16 protein-coding genes, 1 pseudogene and 1 riboswitch are annotated in these 15,540 nt (G+C 67.0%); of the genes and pseudogenes, 5 read left to right on the plus strand and 12 right to left on the minus strand.

Annotated features, from left to right (window positions below; genetic code table 11):
- Positions 1 to 352 (plus strand): hypothetical protein (locus CLG85_RS17195; RefSeq protein ID WP_260349711.1); only part of this gene is annotated, 352 nt, incomplete at its 5' end.
- An 85-nt stretch (positions 353 to 437) separates the two neighbouring features.
- Here the strand turns inward: CLG85_RS17195 and CLG85_RS17200 are convergent.
- The 12 genes and pseudogenes from CLG85_RS17200 to CLG85_RS17255 all read right to left on the minus strand — a co-directional run bounded on the left by CLG85_RS17200 (position 438) and on the right by CLG85_RS17255 (position 11,413).
- The gene (locus tag CLG85_RS17200; RefSeq protein ID WP_260349713.1) at positions 438 to 1,691 is read right to left on the minus strand and encodes an MFS transporter; all 1,254 of its coding nucleotides are present in this window, start codon (positions 1,689 to 1,691) and stop codon (positions 438 to 440) included.
- A gap of 201 nt (positions 1,692 to 1,892) precedes the next feature.
- Entirely contained in the window at positions 1,893 to 2,636 is a 744-nt protein-coding gene (locus CLG85_RS17205; RefSeq protein ID WP_235865496.1) for an ABC transporter permease, read from the minus strand.
- Complete coding sequence (locus tag CLG85_RS17210; protein ID WP_260349715.1) at positions 2,636 to 3,361, minus strand: ABC transporter ATP-binding protein; 726 nt, start codon at positions 3,359 to 3,361, stop codon at positions 2,636 to 2,638. The genes CLG85_RS17205 and CLG85_RS17210 overlap by 1 nt, the downstream gene beginning before the upstream one ends.
- Entirely contained in the window at positions 3,358 to 4,035 is a 678-nt protein-coding gene (tenA, locus tag CLG85_RS17215; protein ID WP_095884236.1) for a thiaminase II, read from the minus strand. Before tenA ends, CLG85_RS17210 begins: the two co-directional genes overlap by 4 nt.
- Positions 4,032 to 4,967, minus strand: coding sequence for an ABC transporter substrate-binding protein (locus tag CLG85_RS17220; RefSeq protein WP_260349743.1), 936 nt, complete (start codon positions 4,965 to 4,967; stop codon positions 4,032 to 4,034). Before CLG85_RS17220 ends, tenA begins: the two co-directional genes overlap by 4 nt.
- A 32-nt stretch (positions 4,968 to 4,999) precedes the next feature.
- Positions 5,000 to 5,957: pseudogene (locus CLG85_RS17225) on the minus strand (HesA/MoeB/ThiF family protein).
- Positions 5,954 to 6,550 carry a thiamine phosphate synthase gene (locus tag CLG85_RS17230; RefSeq protein ID WP_095884180.1) on the minus strand — a complete coding sequence of 199 codons (597 nt, stop codon included), beginning with the start codon at positions 6,548 to 6,550 and terminating at the stop codon, positions 5,954 to 5,956. Before CLG85_RS17230 ends, CLG85_RS17225 begins: the two are co-directional and overlap by 4 nt.
- Positions 6,547 to 7,317 carry a thiazole synthase gene (locus tag CLG85_RS17235; protein ID WP_260349717.1) on the minus strand — a complete coding sequence of 257 codons (771 nt, stop codon included), beginning with the start codon at positions 7,315 to 7,317 and terminating at the stop codon, positions 6,547 to 6,549. The genes CLG85_RS17230 and CLG85_RS17235 overlap by 4 nt, the downstream gene beginning before the upstream one ends.
- A 2-nt stretch (positions 7,318 to 7,319) precedes the next feature.
- Positions 7,320 to 7,514, minus strand: a complete 195-nt coding sequence (gene thiS / locus CLG85_RS17240) for a sulfur carrier protein ThiS (RefSeq protein WP_095884179.1) — start codon at positions 7,512 to 7,514, stop codon at positions 7,320 to 7,322.
- Positions 7,498 to 8,466 carry an FAD-dependent oxidoreductase gene (locus CLG85_RS17245; protein WP_260349719.1) on the minus strand — a complete coding sequence of 323 codons (969 nt, stop codon included), beginning with the start codon at positions 8,464 to 8,466 and terminating at the stop codon, positions 7,498 to 7,500. Before CLG85_RS17245 ends, thiS begins: the two co-directional genes overlap by 17 nt.
- 4 nt (positions 8,467 to 8,470) lie before the next feature.
- Entirely contained in the window at positions 8,471 to 9,271 is an 801-nt protein-coding gene (thiD, locus tag CLG85_RS17250; protein WP_095880881.1) for a bifunctional hydroxymethylpyrimidine kinase/phosphomethylpyrimidine kinase, read from the minus strand.
- 44 nt (positions 9,272 to 9,315) lie between these two features.
- Positions 9,316 to 9,419: riboswitch (TPP riboswitch) on the minus strand.
- Positions 9,420 to 9,655: 236 nt separating this feature from the next.
- On the minus strand, positions 9,656 to 11,413 hold the full coding sequence (locus tag CLG85_RS17255) for an ABC transporter ATP-binding protein (protein WP_095880882.1): 1,758 nt from the start codon (positions 11,411 to 11,413) through the stop codon (positions 9,656 to 9,658).
- Positions 11,414 to 11,772: 359 nt separating this feature from the next.
- On the opposite strand from CLG85_RS17255, the gene CLG85_RS17260 reads away from it, so the two are divergent.
- The 4 genes from CLG85_RS17260 to CLG85_RS17275 all read left to right on the plus strand — a co-directional run bounded on the left by CLG85_RS17260 (position 11,773) and on the right by CLG85_RS17275 (position 15,503).
- Positions 11,773 to 12,585, plus strand: coding sequence for a tetratricopeptide repeat protein (locus CLG85_RS17260; protein ID WP_260349723.1), 813 nt, complete (start codon positions 11,773 to 11,775; stop codon positions 12,583 to 12,585).
- Between the two features lie 12 nt (positions 12,586 to 12,597).
- The gene (locus CLG85_RS17265; protein ID WP_095880884.1) at positions 12,598 to 13,083 is read left to right on the plus strand and encodes a prepilin peptidase; all 486 of its coding nucleotides are present in this window, start codon (positions 12,598 to 12,600) and stop codon (positions 13,081 to 13,083) included.
- Between the two features lie 99 nt (positions 13,084 to 13,182).
- Positions 13,183 to 14,901: a pilus assembly protein TadG-related protein gene (locus tag CLG85_RS17270; RefSeq protein WP_095880885.1), complete on the plus strand. Its 1,719-nt coding sequence runs from the start codon at positions 13,183 to 13,185 to the stop codon at positions 14,899 to 14,901.
- A 149-nt stretch (positions 14,902 to 15,050) separates the two neighbouring features.
- Positions 15,051 to 15,503: a Flp family type IVb pilin gene (locus tag CLG85_RS17275; RefSeq protein WP_141244435.1), complete on the plus strand. Its 453-nt coding sequence runs from the start codon at positions 15,051 to 15,053 to the stop codon at positions 15,501 to 15,503.
- Positions 15,504 to 15,540 lie beyond the last annotated feature (37 nt).

The raw sequence follows: 15,540 nt of genomic DNA on the forward strand, positions 1-15,540 counted from the left end.
GCTGTCGGGCGTGGCGGCGCTGCGCCAGGACCTCACCGGCGCGTTGCAGCCCGGAGCCACGGCGCCGCTCGCCTTCCACGAGGCCTACCCGGCGGAGGTGACGCTGCGCGCGCCCTCGGAGGGAGGGCTTGTCCGGCTCTGGACGGTGGGGCAGGACGCCTCGGGTGGGGCGGTCGTGGCCTGGGCCTTTGCCGCCGAGCCCTATCACGACGCCCCGACCCACATCGCGCGAGCCGAAGTGCTGGCGCTTCTGAAAGCGCAGGGCGCGGGGATCGATGAGGCACCTGCGGGCAGCGGGGCGCAACGTCCGGCTCTGGTCACCTTCCCGAAGGAGGCGGGGGCCACCGACTGACCACCGCCGGGGGAGCGTGCATGCACCCGACCGACCCTGCGCCCGCACCGCTCCTCGGGAAACAGGCGCCGGGGGGTGATCGGCGTCAATCCCCGGTTTCGACCGCGCTTTCCCGGTGCGCCGAGGTCGCCGCCTCGCCCGCGGGAGAGGTGGCGGCGAGCCGGCGGCGCAGCGGCAGCAGCCCGAGAGCCGAGACCGCGGCAAAGCCGGCACCGGCCAGGAAGGTGGCGCCGGGGCCGTAGGCCTCCCACAGCGCCCCTGCGAGCAGGCTGGCGATCAGCAGGGCGACCCCGGTCACAAGATTGAACATTCCGAAGGCAGTCCCGCGAAGCTCTTCGGGCACGGCCTCGGCAACCAGCGCCGCAAGAAGCCCCTGCGTGAAACCCATGTGCAGACCCCAGATGAGCACACCGACGGCGATGCCCGGCAGCCCGTCCGAAAGCGCCAGCACGAGGTCCGCAACGATCAGCAACCCGAGGCCGCAGAGCAGCAGGCCCATCCGGCCGATCCGGTCCGAGAGCACCCCGATGGGCCAGGCCGAGAGCGCGTAGACAAGGTTCATCCCGACCAGCACCAGCGGCACCAGCATCAGTGGCGTGCCCGCGGTCTGCGCGCGCAGGATCAGGAAGGCCTCGCTGAACCGCGCGAGGGTGAACAGTGTGGCGACCACGACGACCCACCAGTACACTCCGCCGAGCAGCTTCAGCTCGGCGCGGGCCAGCGGGTTGCGCACCTTGCGGCGGGTGACAGGACGCGCGGGTTCCTGCACGACCCACAGCAGCAGCCCCACTGACAGGAACGCCGGTATGACGGCGATCCAGAATACGCTGCGGAAGTCGTCCGAGAAGAGCCACATCAGCCCGATCGCCGCGAGCGGTCCGAGAAAGGCCCCCACGGTGTCGAGCGACTGGCGCAGCCCGAAGGCGGCCCCCCTCAGCCCCGGCGGCGCGAGGTCGGCGACCAGAGCGTCGCGTGGCGCGCCCCGGATGCCCTTGCCGATCCGGTCGATGAACCGTGCCGCGACCACCCAGCCCAGCGAGCCCGCGAGCGGGAAAACCGGCTTGGTCACCGCCGCCAGCCCGTAGCCGAGCGCCGCCAGTTCCTTGCGGCGCCCGATGCGGTCCGACAGCGCGCCGGAGAAGACCTTGGTGATGGCGGCGGTGGCCTCCGCGATGCCCTCGATGACGCCGAGTGCCAGCGCCGAGGCGCCGAGGCCGACCGTGAGGTAGACCGGCAGCAGAGCATGGATCATCTCTGACGAGACGTCCATCAGCAGCGAAACGAACCCGAGCGCCCAGATGCCCGCGGGCAGGCGTGCCTTGGTCTTGGGGTTTTGCATGGTCTGTTCGCCTTCGGTGGTGCACGGCCACCAAAGACGCTGGGTGGGCGGGGTTGCAAGAGCTTTCCGGACAGGGCGCCCGGACCGCTGTCCGGGACGCCGGATTGAAGCGCTTTCGAGGGGCGCGCATGCAGATTGCGGGCAAGGGGTCCCCAGTGCCGAGCTGCAGGGCGAGGTCGGCCCCCGCCCGACAGATGCGCGTCAGCCCCGTTCCTCGAGTGAGGCGCCGAGATGCCGCGTCGCCAGATGCACCAGGAGATGCAGCAAAACCGCGAAGACCCCCAGCGTCAGCATCGCGGCGAACATCAGGTCGGTCTTGGCACGGCCGTTTGCCAGCAGCATGAGGTAGCCGAGCCCGCGCGAGGCACCGACCCATTCGCCGATCACCGCGCCGATGGGCGCGTAGACCGCGGCGAGCCGAATGCCGGAGCCCAGCGACGGCAGCGCCGCGGGAATGCGGATCAGCCACAATGTGCGCCAGCGTCCCGCCTGCATGGTCTGCGAAAGGTCCAGCAGCCCCTGCGGAGTCCGCATGAGGCCGTCGCAGAAGGACGAGGTGACCGGGAAGTAGATGATCAGCACGGCCATGGCGATCTTCGATCCCAGCCCGAAACCGAGCCACAGCGTCAGGATCGGCGCGAGCGCGAAGACCGGCAGCGCCTGGGTGAAGACCAGGACCGGCTGGATTACCAGCCGCCCGATGCGCGAGCTTGCGAGGTAGATCGCGCTTGCGATGCCGAGCGCCGTCCCGATGCCGAGGCCGATCAGAACTTCCATTGCAGTAATCAGGGTGTGCTCGGCGATGAGCAGGCGATTGGTCCACCACGTCTCGGCCACGAGCAGAGGCCCGGGCAGGATGAACTTCGGCAGTCCGGTCAGGGTGACAATCCCTTGCCAGAGCACCAGCGCAAAGCCGACCGCCACAAGGCCCGAGGCATATTTCATCACGCGGCGTCCCGAAGCTGGCGCAGCAGCGCGGCCTGGCATTGCAGCGTCTCCAGATCGTCCACCGGGCGCGGGATCGCGGCGGCGGGCGGCGGGCAGGGAGTCACGCCACCGGCAGTCAGCACGAGGATCGCGTGACCCAGCCGCGCCGCCTCGCCGGGATCATGGGTGACCACCAGCACCGTCCGGCCCCGCAGCAATTCGACCGCCAGCTCCTGCATCGCCGCCCGTGTCTGCGCATCGAGCGCCGAGAAGGGCTCGTCGAGCAGGATGATCGGCTTGTCCTCCATCAGTGTCCTTGCCAGGGCAACGCGTTGGCGCTGCCCGCCGGAGAGCGCGCCGGGTTTCTTGTGGGCATGATCCGAGAGCCCGACCCGCCCAAGGATATGCGCGAGGCGGTCTGCGTCCGCCGGCTGTCCGCGAAGGCGCGCGCCGAGCCGGATGTTGTCACAGACGCTCGCCCAGGGCAGCAGCAGGTCGTCCTGCGCCATATAGGCCACCCGGTCCGGGATCGGCGCGGCGTCGGTGGCGGTGATCGTGCCGTCGAAGCGCGCGCCCGTCGGCAGCCCGCAGATCAGCCGCAGCACTGTGGACTTGCCGACGCCGGAGCCGCCGAGCAGGCAGGTCCAGCGCCCGGCGGGCAGCGTCAGGCCGAGCGGCGCGAAGAGCGGCGCGCCGTCGATGCTGGCACGCCCCGCAAGCGTGATCCCCGGGGCTGGGCTCACGGCGTCAGCCCCATCTGCCAGAATTGGACCTCGAGCTCGGTGGCGGTGCGGAAGGTCCGGCACAGCCGCTCCCAGCGGGGCGAGGTCTCGAACTCCGGCCCCAACCTGCGCACCAGCGCGCTATCGAGCAGCTCGCCCACGGCGCTGCAACTCGACTGGTAGTCCTCGCCCGCGTAGGTGCCGATCCAATCGGCATAGCACTCCGAACTGGCCTCGGCCTGCAGCCGCGCACCGATCTCGCCATAGCCCATCACGCAGGGCGCGAGCGCCGCCAGAAGGTCGAGCAGGTCGCCGCTGTAGCCCGCTTCCAGCACGAAGCGCGTGTAGGCAAGGTTCTCGGGCCGCTCGGTGGTGGCAAAAAGCGCGTCCGCCGGGATACCGGCCTGCGCGCAGATCTCCACGTGCAGCTGCATCTCCTCGGCGACGAGCGCGTTCACCGTGCCTACGGCGGCCAGCATCTCTGCGTGGGTTTCCGATTTCACAACCGCAAGAGCCCAGGCCCGCGAGAAGTGGACGAGGAACACGTAGTCCTGCCGGAGGTAGTGGAGAAAGGCCTCGCGCGGCAGGCTGCCGTCGCCAAGCCCCTCGACGAAGGCATGGCGGGTGTAGTCCCGCCATGCCTCGCCCGCCTGCGCGCGCAGCGCGGCAAAGGCGCGCCCATAGTCCCCGCTCATTGCGCGGTCACGTCGAGGGCGATGGCCTCGACGGGGTTCAGCGCGTCGATCATGCCGCTGTCCTTGAGGAACGCCTCGAAGCGGGCATAGCGCCCCGCGTCAAAGGCCGCCGGCCGCAGCGCGAAGCGCGGCAGCGTGTCCTGCCAGGCGCGGGCGTTCAGCTCGTCCTGCAGCTCGGGCGAGGTGGCAGAGAAGATCTCCCAGCTTTCCTCGGGGTTGTTGATGATGAACTGCGTCGCTTTCTCGGTCGCGGCGAGGAAGCGGGCGATCTTGCCCGCGTCCATGCGGTCCGGATTGGCGACGTAGATCAGCTCGTCGTAGGAGGGCACGCCCTCTTCCTCGATGTAGAAGCAGCGCCCCTCGACGCCTTCGATCTCCATCTGGTTCAGCTCGAAATTGCGGAAAGCGCCGATCACCGCGTCGACCTGGCCCGACATCAGCGACGGCGAGAGCGAGAAGTTCACGTTGATCATCTCGATATCCTCGGGCGTGACGCCATGCCCGCCGAGCATCGCCTGAAGCACCGCCTCTTCGACCCCGGCGACGGAAAAGCCGATTTTCCTGCCCTTGAGGTCGGCCAGTTCCTGCACCGGGCCGTCCTTCAGCACCAGCAGGCAGTTCAGCGGCGTCGCGACCAGCGTGCCGACACGCTTCAGCGGCAGGCCCTCGTGGATCTGCAGGTGCAGCTGCGGCTGGTAGGAGACGGCAAGGTCGGCCTGTCCGGCGGCGACGAGGCGCGGCGGCGCCGAGGGATCGGCAGGGGCGACGATCTCGACCTCGAGATCCTGCTCGGCGAAAAAGCCCTTCTCCTGCGCGATCACGATCGGGCCGTGGTCGGGATTGACGAACCAGTCGAGGAGCAGGGTCATCTTGTCGGCGGCCAGCGCGGGGCTGGCGGTCAGAAGGGCGAGGGCGGTCAACAGGGATTTCACAGGGGGTTTCACAGGGGGTCTCCTCCGGGGGGTCATGAGGCGGAGGCCGCGACGAGAACGATCTCGCCGGGCCAGGTTTCGGCGATCTGTTCCGCCGCCCGCCAGGCGCGCAGGCCGGTGGCGCAGCACAGCGCAAGCCGGGTGCCGGGGGCGGGGGGGATGCGAGGCGACGTCGGCGGCGCCGGTGCGCACCGCTTGCGGGTGCAGGAGGGCGCCCTCGGCACGCAAATCGATGATGTCGTCCTCGGCCCGCAGCTGCGATGCCGCGACGAAGCGGAAGCCGCGCGCGGGCTCCGGCGCGCCGTCGAAGCGGAAACTCGAGGAACGCAGGCACAGCCCGTCGTATTGAACCATCAGCCCGAGCGGCGAGGGCGAGAGCCCCAGCAGCACATTCAGCGCCATCTGCGCCTGCATCGCGCCGAGCGCGCCGACCACGGGGCCGAGCACCCCGGCGGTTTCGCAACTGGCGCCACTGTCAGGCGCCTCGGGGAACAGCGCGCGCAGCGAGGGCGCGCCACCGCAGAACCCGCCGACATAGCCGCCAAGCCCGAGCGCCGAGGCGCTGATCAGCGGCAGGCGCTCGGCAAGGCACAGGTCGCTCAGCATGTAGCTCACCGCGTAGCTGTCGGCGCAGTCGAGGACGAGATCGGCATCGGCGACCATGTCCGGCGCGTTGGCGGGGGTCAGGCGGTGCGGCACGGCCTCGACGGTGATCCCGGGGTTGATCGCGCGGCAGCGCTCGGCTGCCACCTGCGCCTTGGGCCGGTCGCAGTCGGCCTCGGTGAAGAGCGTCTGGCGGTGCAGGTTCGACAGGCTCACCACGTCGCCATCGACGATGCTGATCCGGCCCACGCCCGCGCCGGCCAGCAGCGGCAGCACCGGCGCGCCGAGCCCGCCCGCGCCGACCACCAGAACGCGGGCCTCGGCCAGCCGTCGCTGGCCGGAATCGCCGACTTCCGGCAGGATCATCTGGCGGGCATAGCGGTTCATCGCGTGGCCTCGAGCCATTCGCGGACGCGCGCCTCGGGGTCGGCGTTCAGAGTGATGTCGGTGACCGCCGAGACGATGTCCGCCCCGGCCGCGAACACACCACCGGCGCGTTCCACCGACATGCCGCCGATGGCCACCAGCGGCACCGCGCCGACCCGCGCCTTCCACTCGGTGACGCGCGGCAGCCCCTGCTGGTGCCATTTCATCTTCTTCAGGATCGTCGGGTAGACCGGGCCGAGCGCCACGTAGTCCGGCGCCAGCGCCAGCACCCTTTCGAGCTCCTCGTCGTCATGGGTCGAGACACCGAGCTTCAGACCCGCCCTGCGGATGGCGGCGAGATCGGCGCTGTCCAGATCCTCCTGCCCGAGGTGCAGCCAGTCGCAGCCCAGTTCGATGGCCTCCTGCCAATAGTCATTGACCACCAGCACCGCGCCATGCGCGCGGCACAGATCGCGCGAGAGCGCGATCTCTTCGCGAACCGCCTCCGGCGGCTGGTCCTTGATGCGCAGCTGCACCAGCTTGACGCCGAGCGGCAGCATCCGGCGCAGCCAGTCCGAATGGTCGAAGATCGGGTAGAAACGGTCGAGGGTCATGCGAGGAACGCCTTTCCGATCACCGGGGTCGAGGCTTCGGCCATGTCGCGGGCCTCGATGGGATCGGCCTCATGCGCCAGCCGCCCCGCCTCGATCGCGCGCACCATGGCGCAGGCCATGGCGACGGGATCGCCAGCGCGGGCGACGGCGGTGTTCAGGAGCACCGCGTCATAGCCCAGTTCCATCGCTTGCGCGGCGTGGCTCGGCAGGCCGATACCGGCATCGATCACCAGCGGCACCTCGGGGAATTCCGCGCGCATGGCCCGCAACGCATAGGTGTTGTTCAGCCCACGCCCCGAGCCGATCGGCGCGCCCCAGGGCATCAGCACCTCGCAGCCCGCGGCCAGCAGGCGCTCGCCGACGATCAAATCCTCGGTGGTGTAGGGGAAGACCTGGAAGCCGTCCTCGGTCAGGACCTTCGCCGCCTCGACCAGCTGGAAGACATCAGGCTGCAGGCTGTCGGTGTGTCCGATCAGCTCGAGCTTGATCCAGCGCGTGTCGAAGACCTCGCGCGCCATGTGGGCGGTGGTGACCGCTTCCTTGACGGTGTGGCAACCCGCGGTGTTGGGCAGGATGAGCACGCCAAGCTCCTGGATCATCTTCCAGAAGGCGGCGCCCGCGCCCTCGGCCCCCTCGCGGCGCAGCGAGACCGTCGCGACCCCGGCGCCGCTTGTCCGGAAGGCCTGTTCGAGGATCGCGGGGCTCGGGTATTGCGCGGTGCCCAGCATCAGCGGGTTGGGCAATTCAGTTCCGTAGAAACGCTTCATGGTCATCCTCCCTGCATGGGGGCGAGAATTTCGACGCGGTCGCCGTCGCGCAGCGGGTGCGAGGCGCGCAGCCCGGCGGGCACGAACTCTTCGTTCACCGCGGTGGCGACGCGCCCGGCAATGCCGCGCTCTTGCAGCAGACCGGCGAGCGTCGTGGCGCTCACCTCATAGGGGGCGCCGTTAATCACGATCTTCATCGACCATCTCCGAATGGATGTTGTTGAGGGCAAGATCGGCCACGCCTTTCGCCAGCGCCGGGGCCAGCAGGTAGCCGTGGCGATAGAGGCCATTGGCGTAGATCCGGCCACCGATCCGGCGGATCCGCGGCAGGTTGTCGGGGAAGGCGGGGCGCAGATCGACGCCGATCTCCAGCACCTCGGCCTCGCCGAAGGCGGGGTTCAGCGCATAGGCGGCACTGAGCAGCTCCAGCATCGAGCGCGCGGTGATCCGGCGGCGGTCCTCGCTTTCGATCATCGTCGCGCCCAGCATGTAGACGCCGTTGCCGCGCGGCACGATGTAGAGCGGAATCCGCGGGTGCAGCAGGCGGACCGGGCGGGAGAGCGTGACATCCGGGCATCGGATCACCAGCATCTCGCCCTTCACCCCGCGCAGGTCGGGCAGGGCGCCGCGCGCGCTCAGGCCGCGGCAGTCGATGGCATTCTGCAGACCCTCGGGCGCCTCCCCGGCGTGAAAGGCCACGCCGCGCGCCTGCAGCCCGGCGTGGAGGTCGGCCAGCGCCTTGCGGGGGCTCAGATGCGCCTCGTTCTCGAAATAGAGGCCCTTCGAGAAGCCGTGGAGGTCGGGCTCGAGGTTCGCAAGCTCCGCATCGACCTCGCGAAACCCCTCGGTGCGGCGGGCAAAGCGGCGCAGGTCGGGCAGGTCGCGCCGCCCGGCGACGACCAGCGTGCCGCGGCGCGCGACCGTGGTGCGGTCTTGCCACCAGCCGATCGCCTCTCGGCCAAGCCGGAGCACCGGCTCCTCGGCGTTTTCATATTCACACCATGGCGCCAGCATGCCGCCCGCCCACCAAGAGCAGCCATGCGGCCCGGGCGGGCCCGCCGGATCGAAGATCTGCACCGCGGCCCCGCGCGAGACCAGTTCAGAGGCGACCGCGAGGCCCGCCACACCGGCACCGATGACAGAATACATCGCCTCAGCCCCAGACATGGTGGAAGTGGTGCAACGGCCCGTGGCCGTGGCCGACATTCAGCCCGTCGGCTGCCGCAATCGCCTGCTGCACGTAGCGATGCGCCTCGGCGGTCGCCTCCACGAGGGGCAGCCCCTTCGCGAGACCGGCGGCGATGGCCGAGGAGAGCGTGCAGCCGGTGCCATGGGTGTTTCGGGTGTGCTGGCGCGGCGCGGTGACGCTGGCGAGAACCTCGCCGCCCGAGATCAGGATATCCTCGCAAAGCGCGCCCTCGGCATGGCCACCCTTCATCAGCACCGCCTGCGCGCCGCCGGCGCAGAGAGCCTTGCCCTGTTCGACCATCTCGGCGGGAGTGCGCGCCACCGGTCCTTCCAGCAACGCGGCGGCCTCGGGCAGGTTCGGTGTCACAAGGGTCGCGCGGGGTGCCAGCCTTCGCCGCAGCGCCGAGACGGCGTCGGGAGCAAGCAGCGCATCGCCGGATTTCGCGATCATCACCGGGTCGAGGACAACGGCGCCGTCAAACCCCTTGAGGGCACGGCACACGCAATCGATGATCCCGGGCGTTGCCAGCATCCCGATCTTGATCGCGCGCACGTCGAGATCGCCCAGCACTGCGCTGATCTGCGCCTCGATGATGTCCAGCGGGATGGCGTGCACGGCGGTGACGGCGCGGGTGTTCTGGGCGGTCACGGCGGTAATCACGCTGGCGCCGTAGACCCCGAGTGCGGACATGGTCTTCAGGTCCGCCTGGATGCCCGCGCCGCCGCCGCTGTCGGATCCGGCTATGGTCAAAGCGATATGCGCCAAAGGGTGCTCCTCCAAAGACAAGGGCACCGCGCATGGAAAACGTCCGATAGCTGTAGACCGTTCCCTACGCCGGTATTGCCCGGATCAGGTTCGATGGGTTAGCGCGATCACGCCTCTCAGCCTCGACGAGGCACCCCAACGGTTGCGACTCTGGTAGCAACGCGGCTGACCGAAGTCAAACCGCGACGCGCTGCTGCGCCGTCGACCGCCCTCGCGTGGCGAGGACGGTCTGGGTCTGAGTGGGTTGGTCAGCCGACAGGATCAGCGTCGGGCGCGTGACGTTGCCCTCAGGCGGCATCACCGCATTGGACCGGGTCGCCTTGAGGTCGTGATCCAGGCAGGCCCAGATCACGATTGGCGGGGGCGGCCGCCGGGCGCCGAATCTTACGCCACGAGGGCCTGCCGCTCGCGCAGGGCGCGGTAGAGGCCGCCGTCGCGCACCATGAGCTCGGACGGCGTGCCATCTTCCACGATCCGGCCGCGGTCGAAGACCAGGATGCGGTCCATCTTCTCGACGGTCGCCAGCCGGTGCGCGATGACCAGCGTCGTGCGCCCCTGCATCAGCCGCTCGGCCGCCTCGGCAACCTGCGCCTCGGTCTCGGAGTCGAGCGACGAGGTGGCTTCGTCCATCACCAGCACCGGCGCGTCGGACAGGAAAGCCCGCGCGATGGCCACGCGCTGGCGCTCGCCACCCGAGAGTTTCACGCCGCGCTCGCCGACCTCGGTGCCGTAGCCCTTGGGCAACCGCTCGATGAACTCGGCCGCGCCGGCCCGTTGCGCCGAACGGCGCACGTCCGCCAGCGTGGCTCCCGGGCGCGCATAGGCAATGTTCTCGGCCAGGGACCGGTGGAACAGGATCGGCTCCTGCGGCACCAGCGCGATCTGGCTGCGCAGCTGCTCGAGCGGGACCGTTGCGATGTCGACCCCGCCGAGGGTGATCGCGCCGTCGTTGATCTCGTGGATCCGCTGGATGAGCTTGACGAAGGTTGTCTTGCCCGACCCCGACCGGCCGACGAGGCCGACCTTCTGGCCCGCCGGGATGTCGACCCGAAGATCGGTGAACAGCGGCGAAGAGGCGCCGGTGTAGCCGTAGTCGACCCTGTCGAAGGCCAGCGCGGCCGCGCGGGGCGGCAGGGCGCTGGCAGGCAGGCGCGCGATGGTCTGCTCCTGCGCGGCTGACATCAGATCGACCAGTTCTTCAGCATCGTTCACCGCCTTCTGCAGCATCCGCACATGGCTGCCGACCTGCCGAAGGTAGCCGTCGAGCATGCCGAGCGCCGCCACGACAAAGGCGATCTCCCCGGCGCCCGCCGCACCGCGGACGAAGGTCAAGAGAGCGCCGCCCAGCACCGCCGCGCGCAGACCCCAAAGGGCGATGTCCTGCGCGAAGCCGTTCCAGGTCCCGCGCCGCCAGGTCCTCCGGGTCCGATGCGCCCATTTGTCGAGAACACGCTCGAGCCTGTGGTCCTCACGGTGCTCGGCCGCATGCGCCCGGACGACCGCGTTCGAGGTGATCGCATCCGCCAGCGCGCCCGAGACGCGGCTGTCCTGTGCATTCGCGAGCCGCGCCGCCGGAGCGACCCAGCGCAACGTCAGCGTCAGCGACAGCGTCAGGAAGACGGCGGCTCCGAGAAGGGCCGTCAGGCCGACTTCCAGCCGGAAGGCGGTGAGCGTGATGATGGTGCCAAGCAGCACGAGAACCGACGGCAGAAGCGCCACGAAGAGCACATCCGCCATATCGTCGAGCGCCCAGGCCCCGCGGGTGATCTTGCGGACCGTCGAGCCGGCAAAGGCATTTGCGTGCCAATCCGCCGGAAGCCGCTGGACATGGGCAAAGGCCTCCGCCTCGGCCGCACGCATCGTGGGGATTGTCAGGTCGATGATCGCGAAATAGCTCAACACCTTCGCCCCGAGCGACACGGCGCCAAGGCCGAGAAGCACCGCGAAGATCGCCCAGGGGGCGGTGCCCTCCGAGACGGCGGAGACAAGCCGGCCTGTGAACACCGGGATGGCGATATCGGCGCCGGTTGACGTCAGAACGCACAGCACGAGGGCCGCGACATGGCCGCGCCTGCGCAGCCACAGGCGCGCGGCAAAGGAGAGAACGCGCACAAAGGCGCCGCTGGAATTTTTACGGGTCATGAAATTTGCACGGAAATTAAGAATCCGTGTCCTGAAAGGGAGAGTGACGAGGTCCGAGAGTGGACGAGTGGCGAAGACTACGGGCCGTGACGGCCGATGTCTGTCAGGCGAAGGCGGTCCCGGATCGGATTCCGCCGCGGAGGTCACGATATACGATTGTCATATGCGCCCTCCTTTGCCCGTCGCAATGTCGTCGATCCCGTGTTTCGGTTGCCGGCGTCGCCCTGTCAAGGACTTTGGCGGATCGAGGGCAAGATCCCGCCAGTGCAAGATTGTGTCCGGGCGCCCTGTCGCCCGCAATCTCGCGGCCCCACGGGCGCGCTCCACTGTATCGAGCTCCCTCGAATTCGAAAGCGCTCATGTTGGAAATCGGTAAGGATGGTCGCCTTCGACTCAGGAGGCCGGCGCCCTATTCCCTTGAAGCCCTTGTTTGGGTGAGAGCCGGCAGCCAAGCGATGATCGCACATAGCCTGACTGCGGTTACATCATTGAAAGGGCTTTCTTTTCCGGCGGATTTCCCGCAGGCGCGCGATCCGCAACCCGGGTCGCCTTGTGGAAAACTTGCAACATCCGCTTTCACAAAGATCGCAGCTCTGGAATATATTTTCCCGATTTCGCCCGCGCAATTTAGCATCGAGATCATAGCCAGGTTTGGCCGGGAGGGTGGTATGAAGCGTTTACTGGCAATTTCGATGTTTTTGGCGCTCGGCGCTTGTGAGAATTCGTCCTTCAGCGATCGAACTTTGTCGACCAAGGACACGTCGAGCCTGAGTTTTTATCCAGATGACCAGCTTCTGGTTTCCGCGAAGATGCAATTCCGTGAAGGGAATTACGGAAAATCCTACAAGATGTTCAAGGACGCGCTGGACGTGGTTCCCGACGATACCGCGGCTTGGCTGGGATTTGCCGCGAGCGCGGACATGCTGCGCCAGTTCGAGCGCGCCGATTATGCCTACCGGCGCCTGCAGCCGGTGATCGGACATCGCGTCGAATTTCTCAACAACTACGGCTATTCGATGCTGCTGCGCGGCGAACTCATGGCGGCGCGGAAGTATTTCCTCGCGGCCTATGAGAAGGACCCGTCCAATCCGGTGACGGCCAATAACCTCGAGCTGCTCAGAAACTCCGTGAACTCGCCGAAGCGTGCGACCGGGGACCTGCGCGGGATCTGACGGTCCTTCGTCGTGGAGGTGATCTCGATCATCGCGCAACTCGCCGCCGTCGCCCTGCTGGGCTGGGTGGCGGTCTACGACGCGCGCAATTTCACGATCAGGAACGGCACCGTCCTTGCCCTGCTTGCGCTCTACGTGCTGGCGCAGGGCGCGCTCCTGTTTCCCACCTTGCGCGGCGACCTCGTGGCCGGAGCGCTGCTCTTCGGCATCGGCTTCGTCATGTGGCTGCTGCGCGGGCTCGGGGCAGGGGATGCCAAGCTCATGCTGCCGCTGGGGATGATGCTCGGGATGCAGGGCATGCTGCCGTTCGCCGCCCTGCTCATGCTGCTCTCGGTGCTTCTCTATCTGCTGATCGTGATCTGCCGCGCATTTGGTGCCGAACGCAGCCTTTGGGGATGGCTTGCCCGCATGAAGACCGAGGGCCGCGTCCCCTATGGCGTGCCGCTCGCATTGGCCTCGGCGCCGGTGATTTTCATACAAGCAATATGGAATGTTTGAAATTTGGCACGATTGCTGTAAGCTATTCGGTATTTTAGATGTGTGCTTAGCCGTGTGTTCTGGCGTGCCGTAGACGGTGACCGGTTCGGAAAGGTAAGTATGATTAAAGAGTTTCGCAGTTCCGAGGATGGCTTCATCTTCGTGTTTTCCCTGCTTCTATTGCCGGTATTCATCGGCTTTGGCGTGATTCTCTTCGACGTGAGCCGCGGCAACAACGCGCATGCGGATCTTCAGGCTGCGGCGGATGCCGTGGCGCTTGCCGGGGCGCGCGAGCTTGATGGCGGCGCCGATGCGCTGGTGCGGGCGCGGGCGGCCATGGCGCAGCTCGACAACACGGTCTCGCTGCTTCAGTTCGCCACCGCCACGCCGGTCTCCCTCGTTTACGATCAGACCGACACGCCGTTCTACGTGCGCTTCCTCGACCTGATCCCCGTGCAGGACACAATCCCCATTGATGACGCCTGGATCGCCGCGCATCAGACCGAGGACCCCTCCGAAGCGGAATACGTCTATGCACAGGCTCGATCCGCGGATCTCGAGACGCTCTTCGCGCGGGCGCTGAACTGGGTGACCGGGGGCGTCCCAGTGGCGGCCGTTGCCGTGGCCAAGGCCGAATCCGCCGCCTGCGACATCCCGCCGGTCTTCATTTGCAATCCCTTCGAATATGACAGCTCGGGAAATTACGTTGGCGATGGCCTCCAACTGGCCTTTCAGAACGGAGACTTTCACGGCCGAATGATCCGCCTGCATCCCTCCGGCAATGAAACGCCGATGCCGGGTAATTTCGGGTTCCTCGATGTGAGCGAGGCGGATGTCTCGAACGACGCCAATCCCGGAGGCGGGGCGCGCTCGATCAACGATTACTTCGCGGGCCGGCGCAACAGAACGTGCTACTCCTCCAAGAGCGTCACCACCAAGCCCGGCGCCAGCAACTCGATCCGGAGCGGGATCAATACCCGCTTCGACATGTTCGGCGGCCGCTACAGCTCGGGTCGCGTGAACGGACGGGATGGGTTCGACGTCCGCACGGCGCGCAGCGTGCGCAAGGGCATCCTGCCGCGCACCCAGGGCAACACCGTCCAGGACTGTGTGATGAATGGCGGGGCGATCAGCAGCCAGGCCGAGATCGGCGACGACCATGTCTGGACCCCGGGTGTCGGCTTCAACGCAAACGGCGTAACGGACTACGCCTATGGCCTGCCGGACAACGCCACGATGCTGCCGCCCAACACGGGCGGGTCGGTCACCAGCGACGACGTCGCCGGGGCCTATATCGGCACCGGCGTCTGGGACGGGCAGACTTACTTAGACCGCAACTACGGTAGCTACGCCCCGATCTACGCGGACATCCCCAGCTCCTTTCCGGGCGTGACCGAAGGCTACGCGGGGCCCGGCACGGTCGGCGCTTCGCGCTATGACGTCTACCAGTACGAGCTGGAGACGCAGGTCACCGTCGCGGGCACGCCGATGGATCTCTTCGAGGTCCGTGCCCCCGGCGATCCCCTCGTGACCGACCCCTCGCCGAACGGCGAAAGCGGTGCGGCGCTGTGCAATCCGGGCCATGTGGTGAGTGACGACCTGCCGGATCCGCGCGTCCTGATCGCGGCGATCATCGATTGCGGCACCCATGCGGATGAAAACGGGCGCAGCGAGTTCCCGGTGAACAGTTATGCCAGCATCTTCATGACGCGGCCGATGATCAGCTACGCCCCCGGAGTCGATATGACGATCGACGTGGAGATCATCGATATCACCGGCTTCGGCGGAAACGGAACGCTGGAGACCTTTATTCGCCAGGAAGCGATCCTGGTCCGCTGAATGCTTCTTATGCGCGGAGGAGGGTTGGTTGCCCGGATTTAGATATGCAACCCTGAGGCGTATTTTTACCGTTAAGATTGAGAATTTGGCGGGAGGTTCAATTCTGATCGGTCAGGGATGTTTCGGGTGTCCATATTTGATGCATGTCCTTGAGACTATTGCTCGAAACTGCGGCGCAACGAAATAAATTCTTTACCGACACATGTAGATATGGCAATATTGTGAACATGGCTGGTTCATTTTTGGCCATCCTTGATTTTGAAGAAATTGATCACTTTGCGCCCGGTCGGCGCGCATGCCTTTATTTGGAGGAAATCATGTTTGCACGTTTGAAGATGACTGCGGATTTCACAAAGTATCTCGCACAACGGTTCCGTCGCGAAGACGACGGCCTGGCGCTCACCGAATATCTCGTCGTGCTGGGCCTCATGATCGGTGGCGTGATCTTTGCGGTCATGCTGTTCGGCATGAACCTTAACATTGCTTGGACGCAATGGGCGGAATGGATGGAGGGCAACCTTTGGATCACAGATGGGACAGAAATCCCGACGACTGAAAATCCCTTTGATACGGATACCGGCGGCGACACTTCAACAAATTGACCGATATTTCGCTCGGCATCTCCGATGCGGGACGAAA

Source organism: Alloyangia mangrovi (assembly GCF_002300555.2).
GTDB classification, from domain to species: domain Bacteria; phylum Pseudomonadota; class Alphaproteobacteria; order Rhodobacterales; family Rhodobacteraceae; genus Salipiger; species Salipiger mangrovi.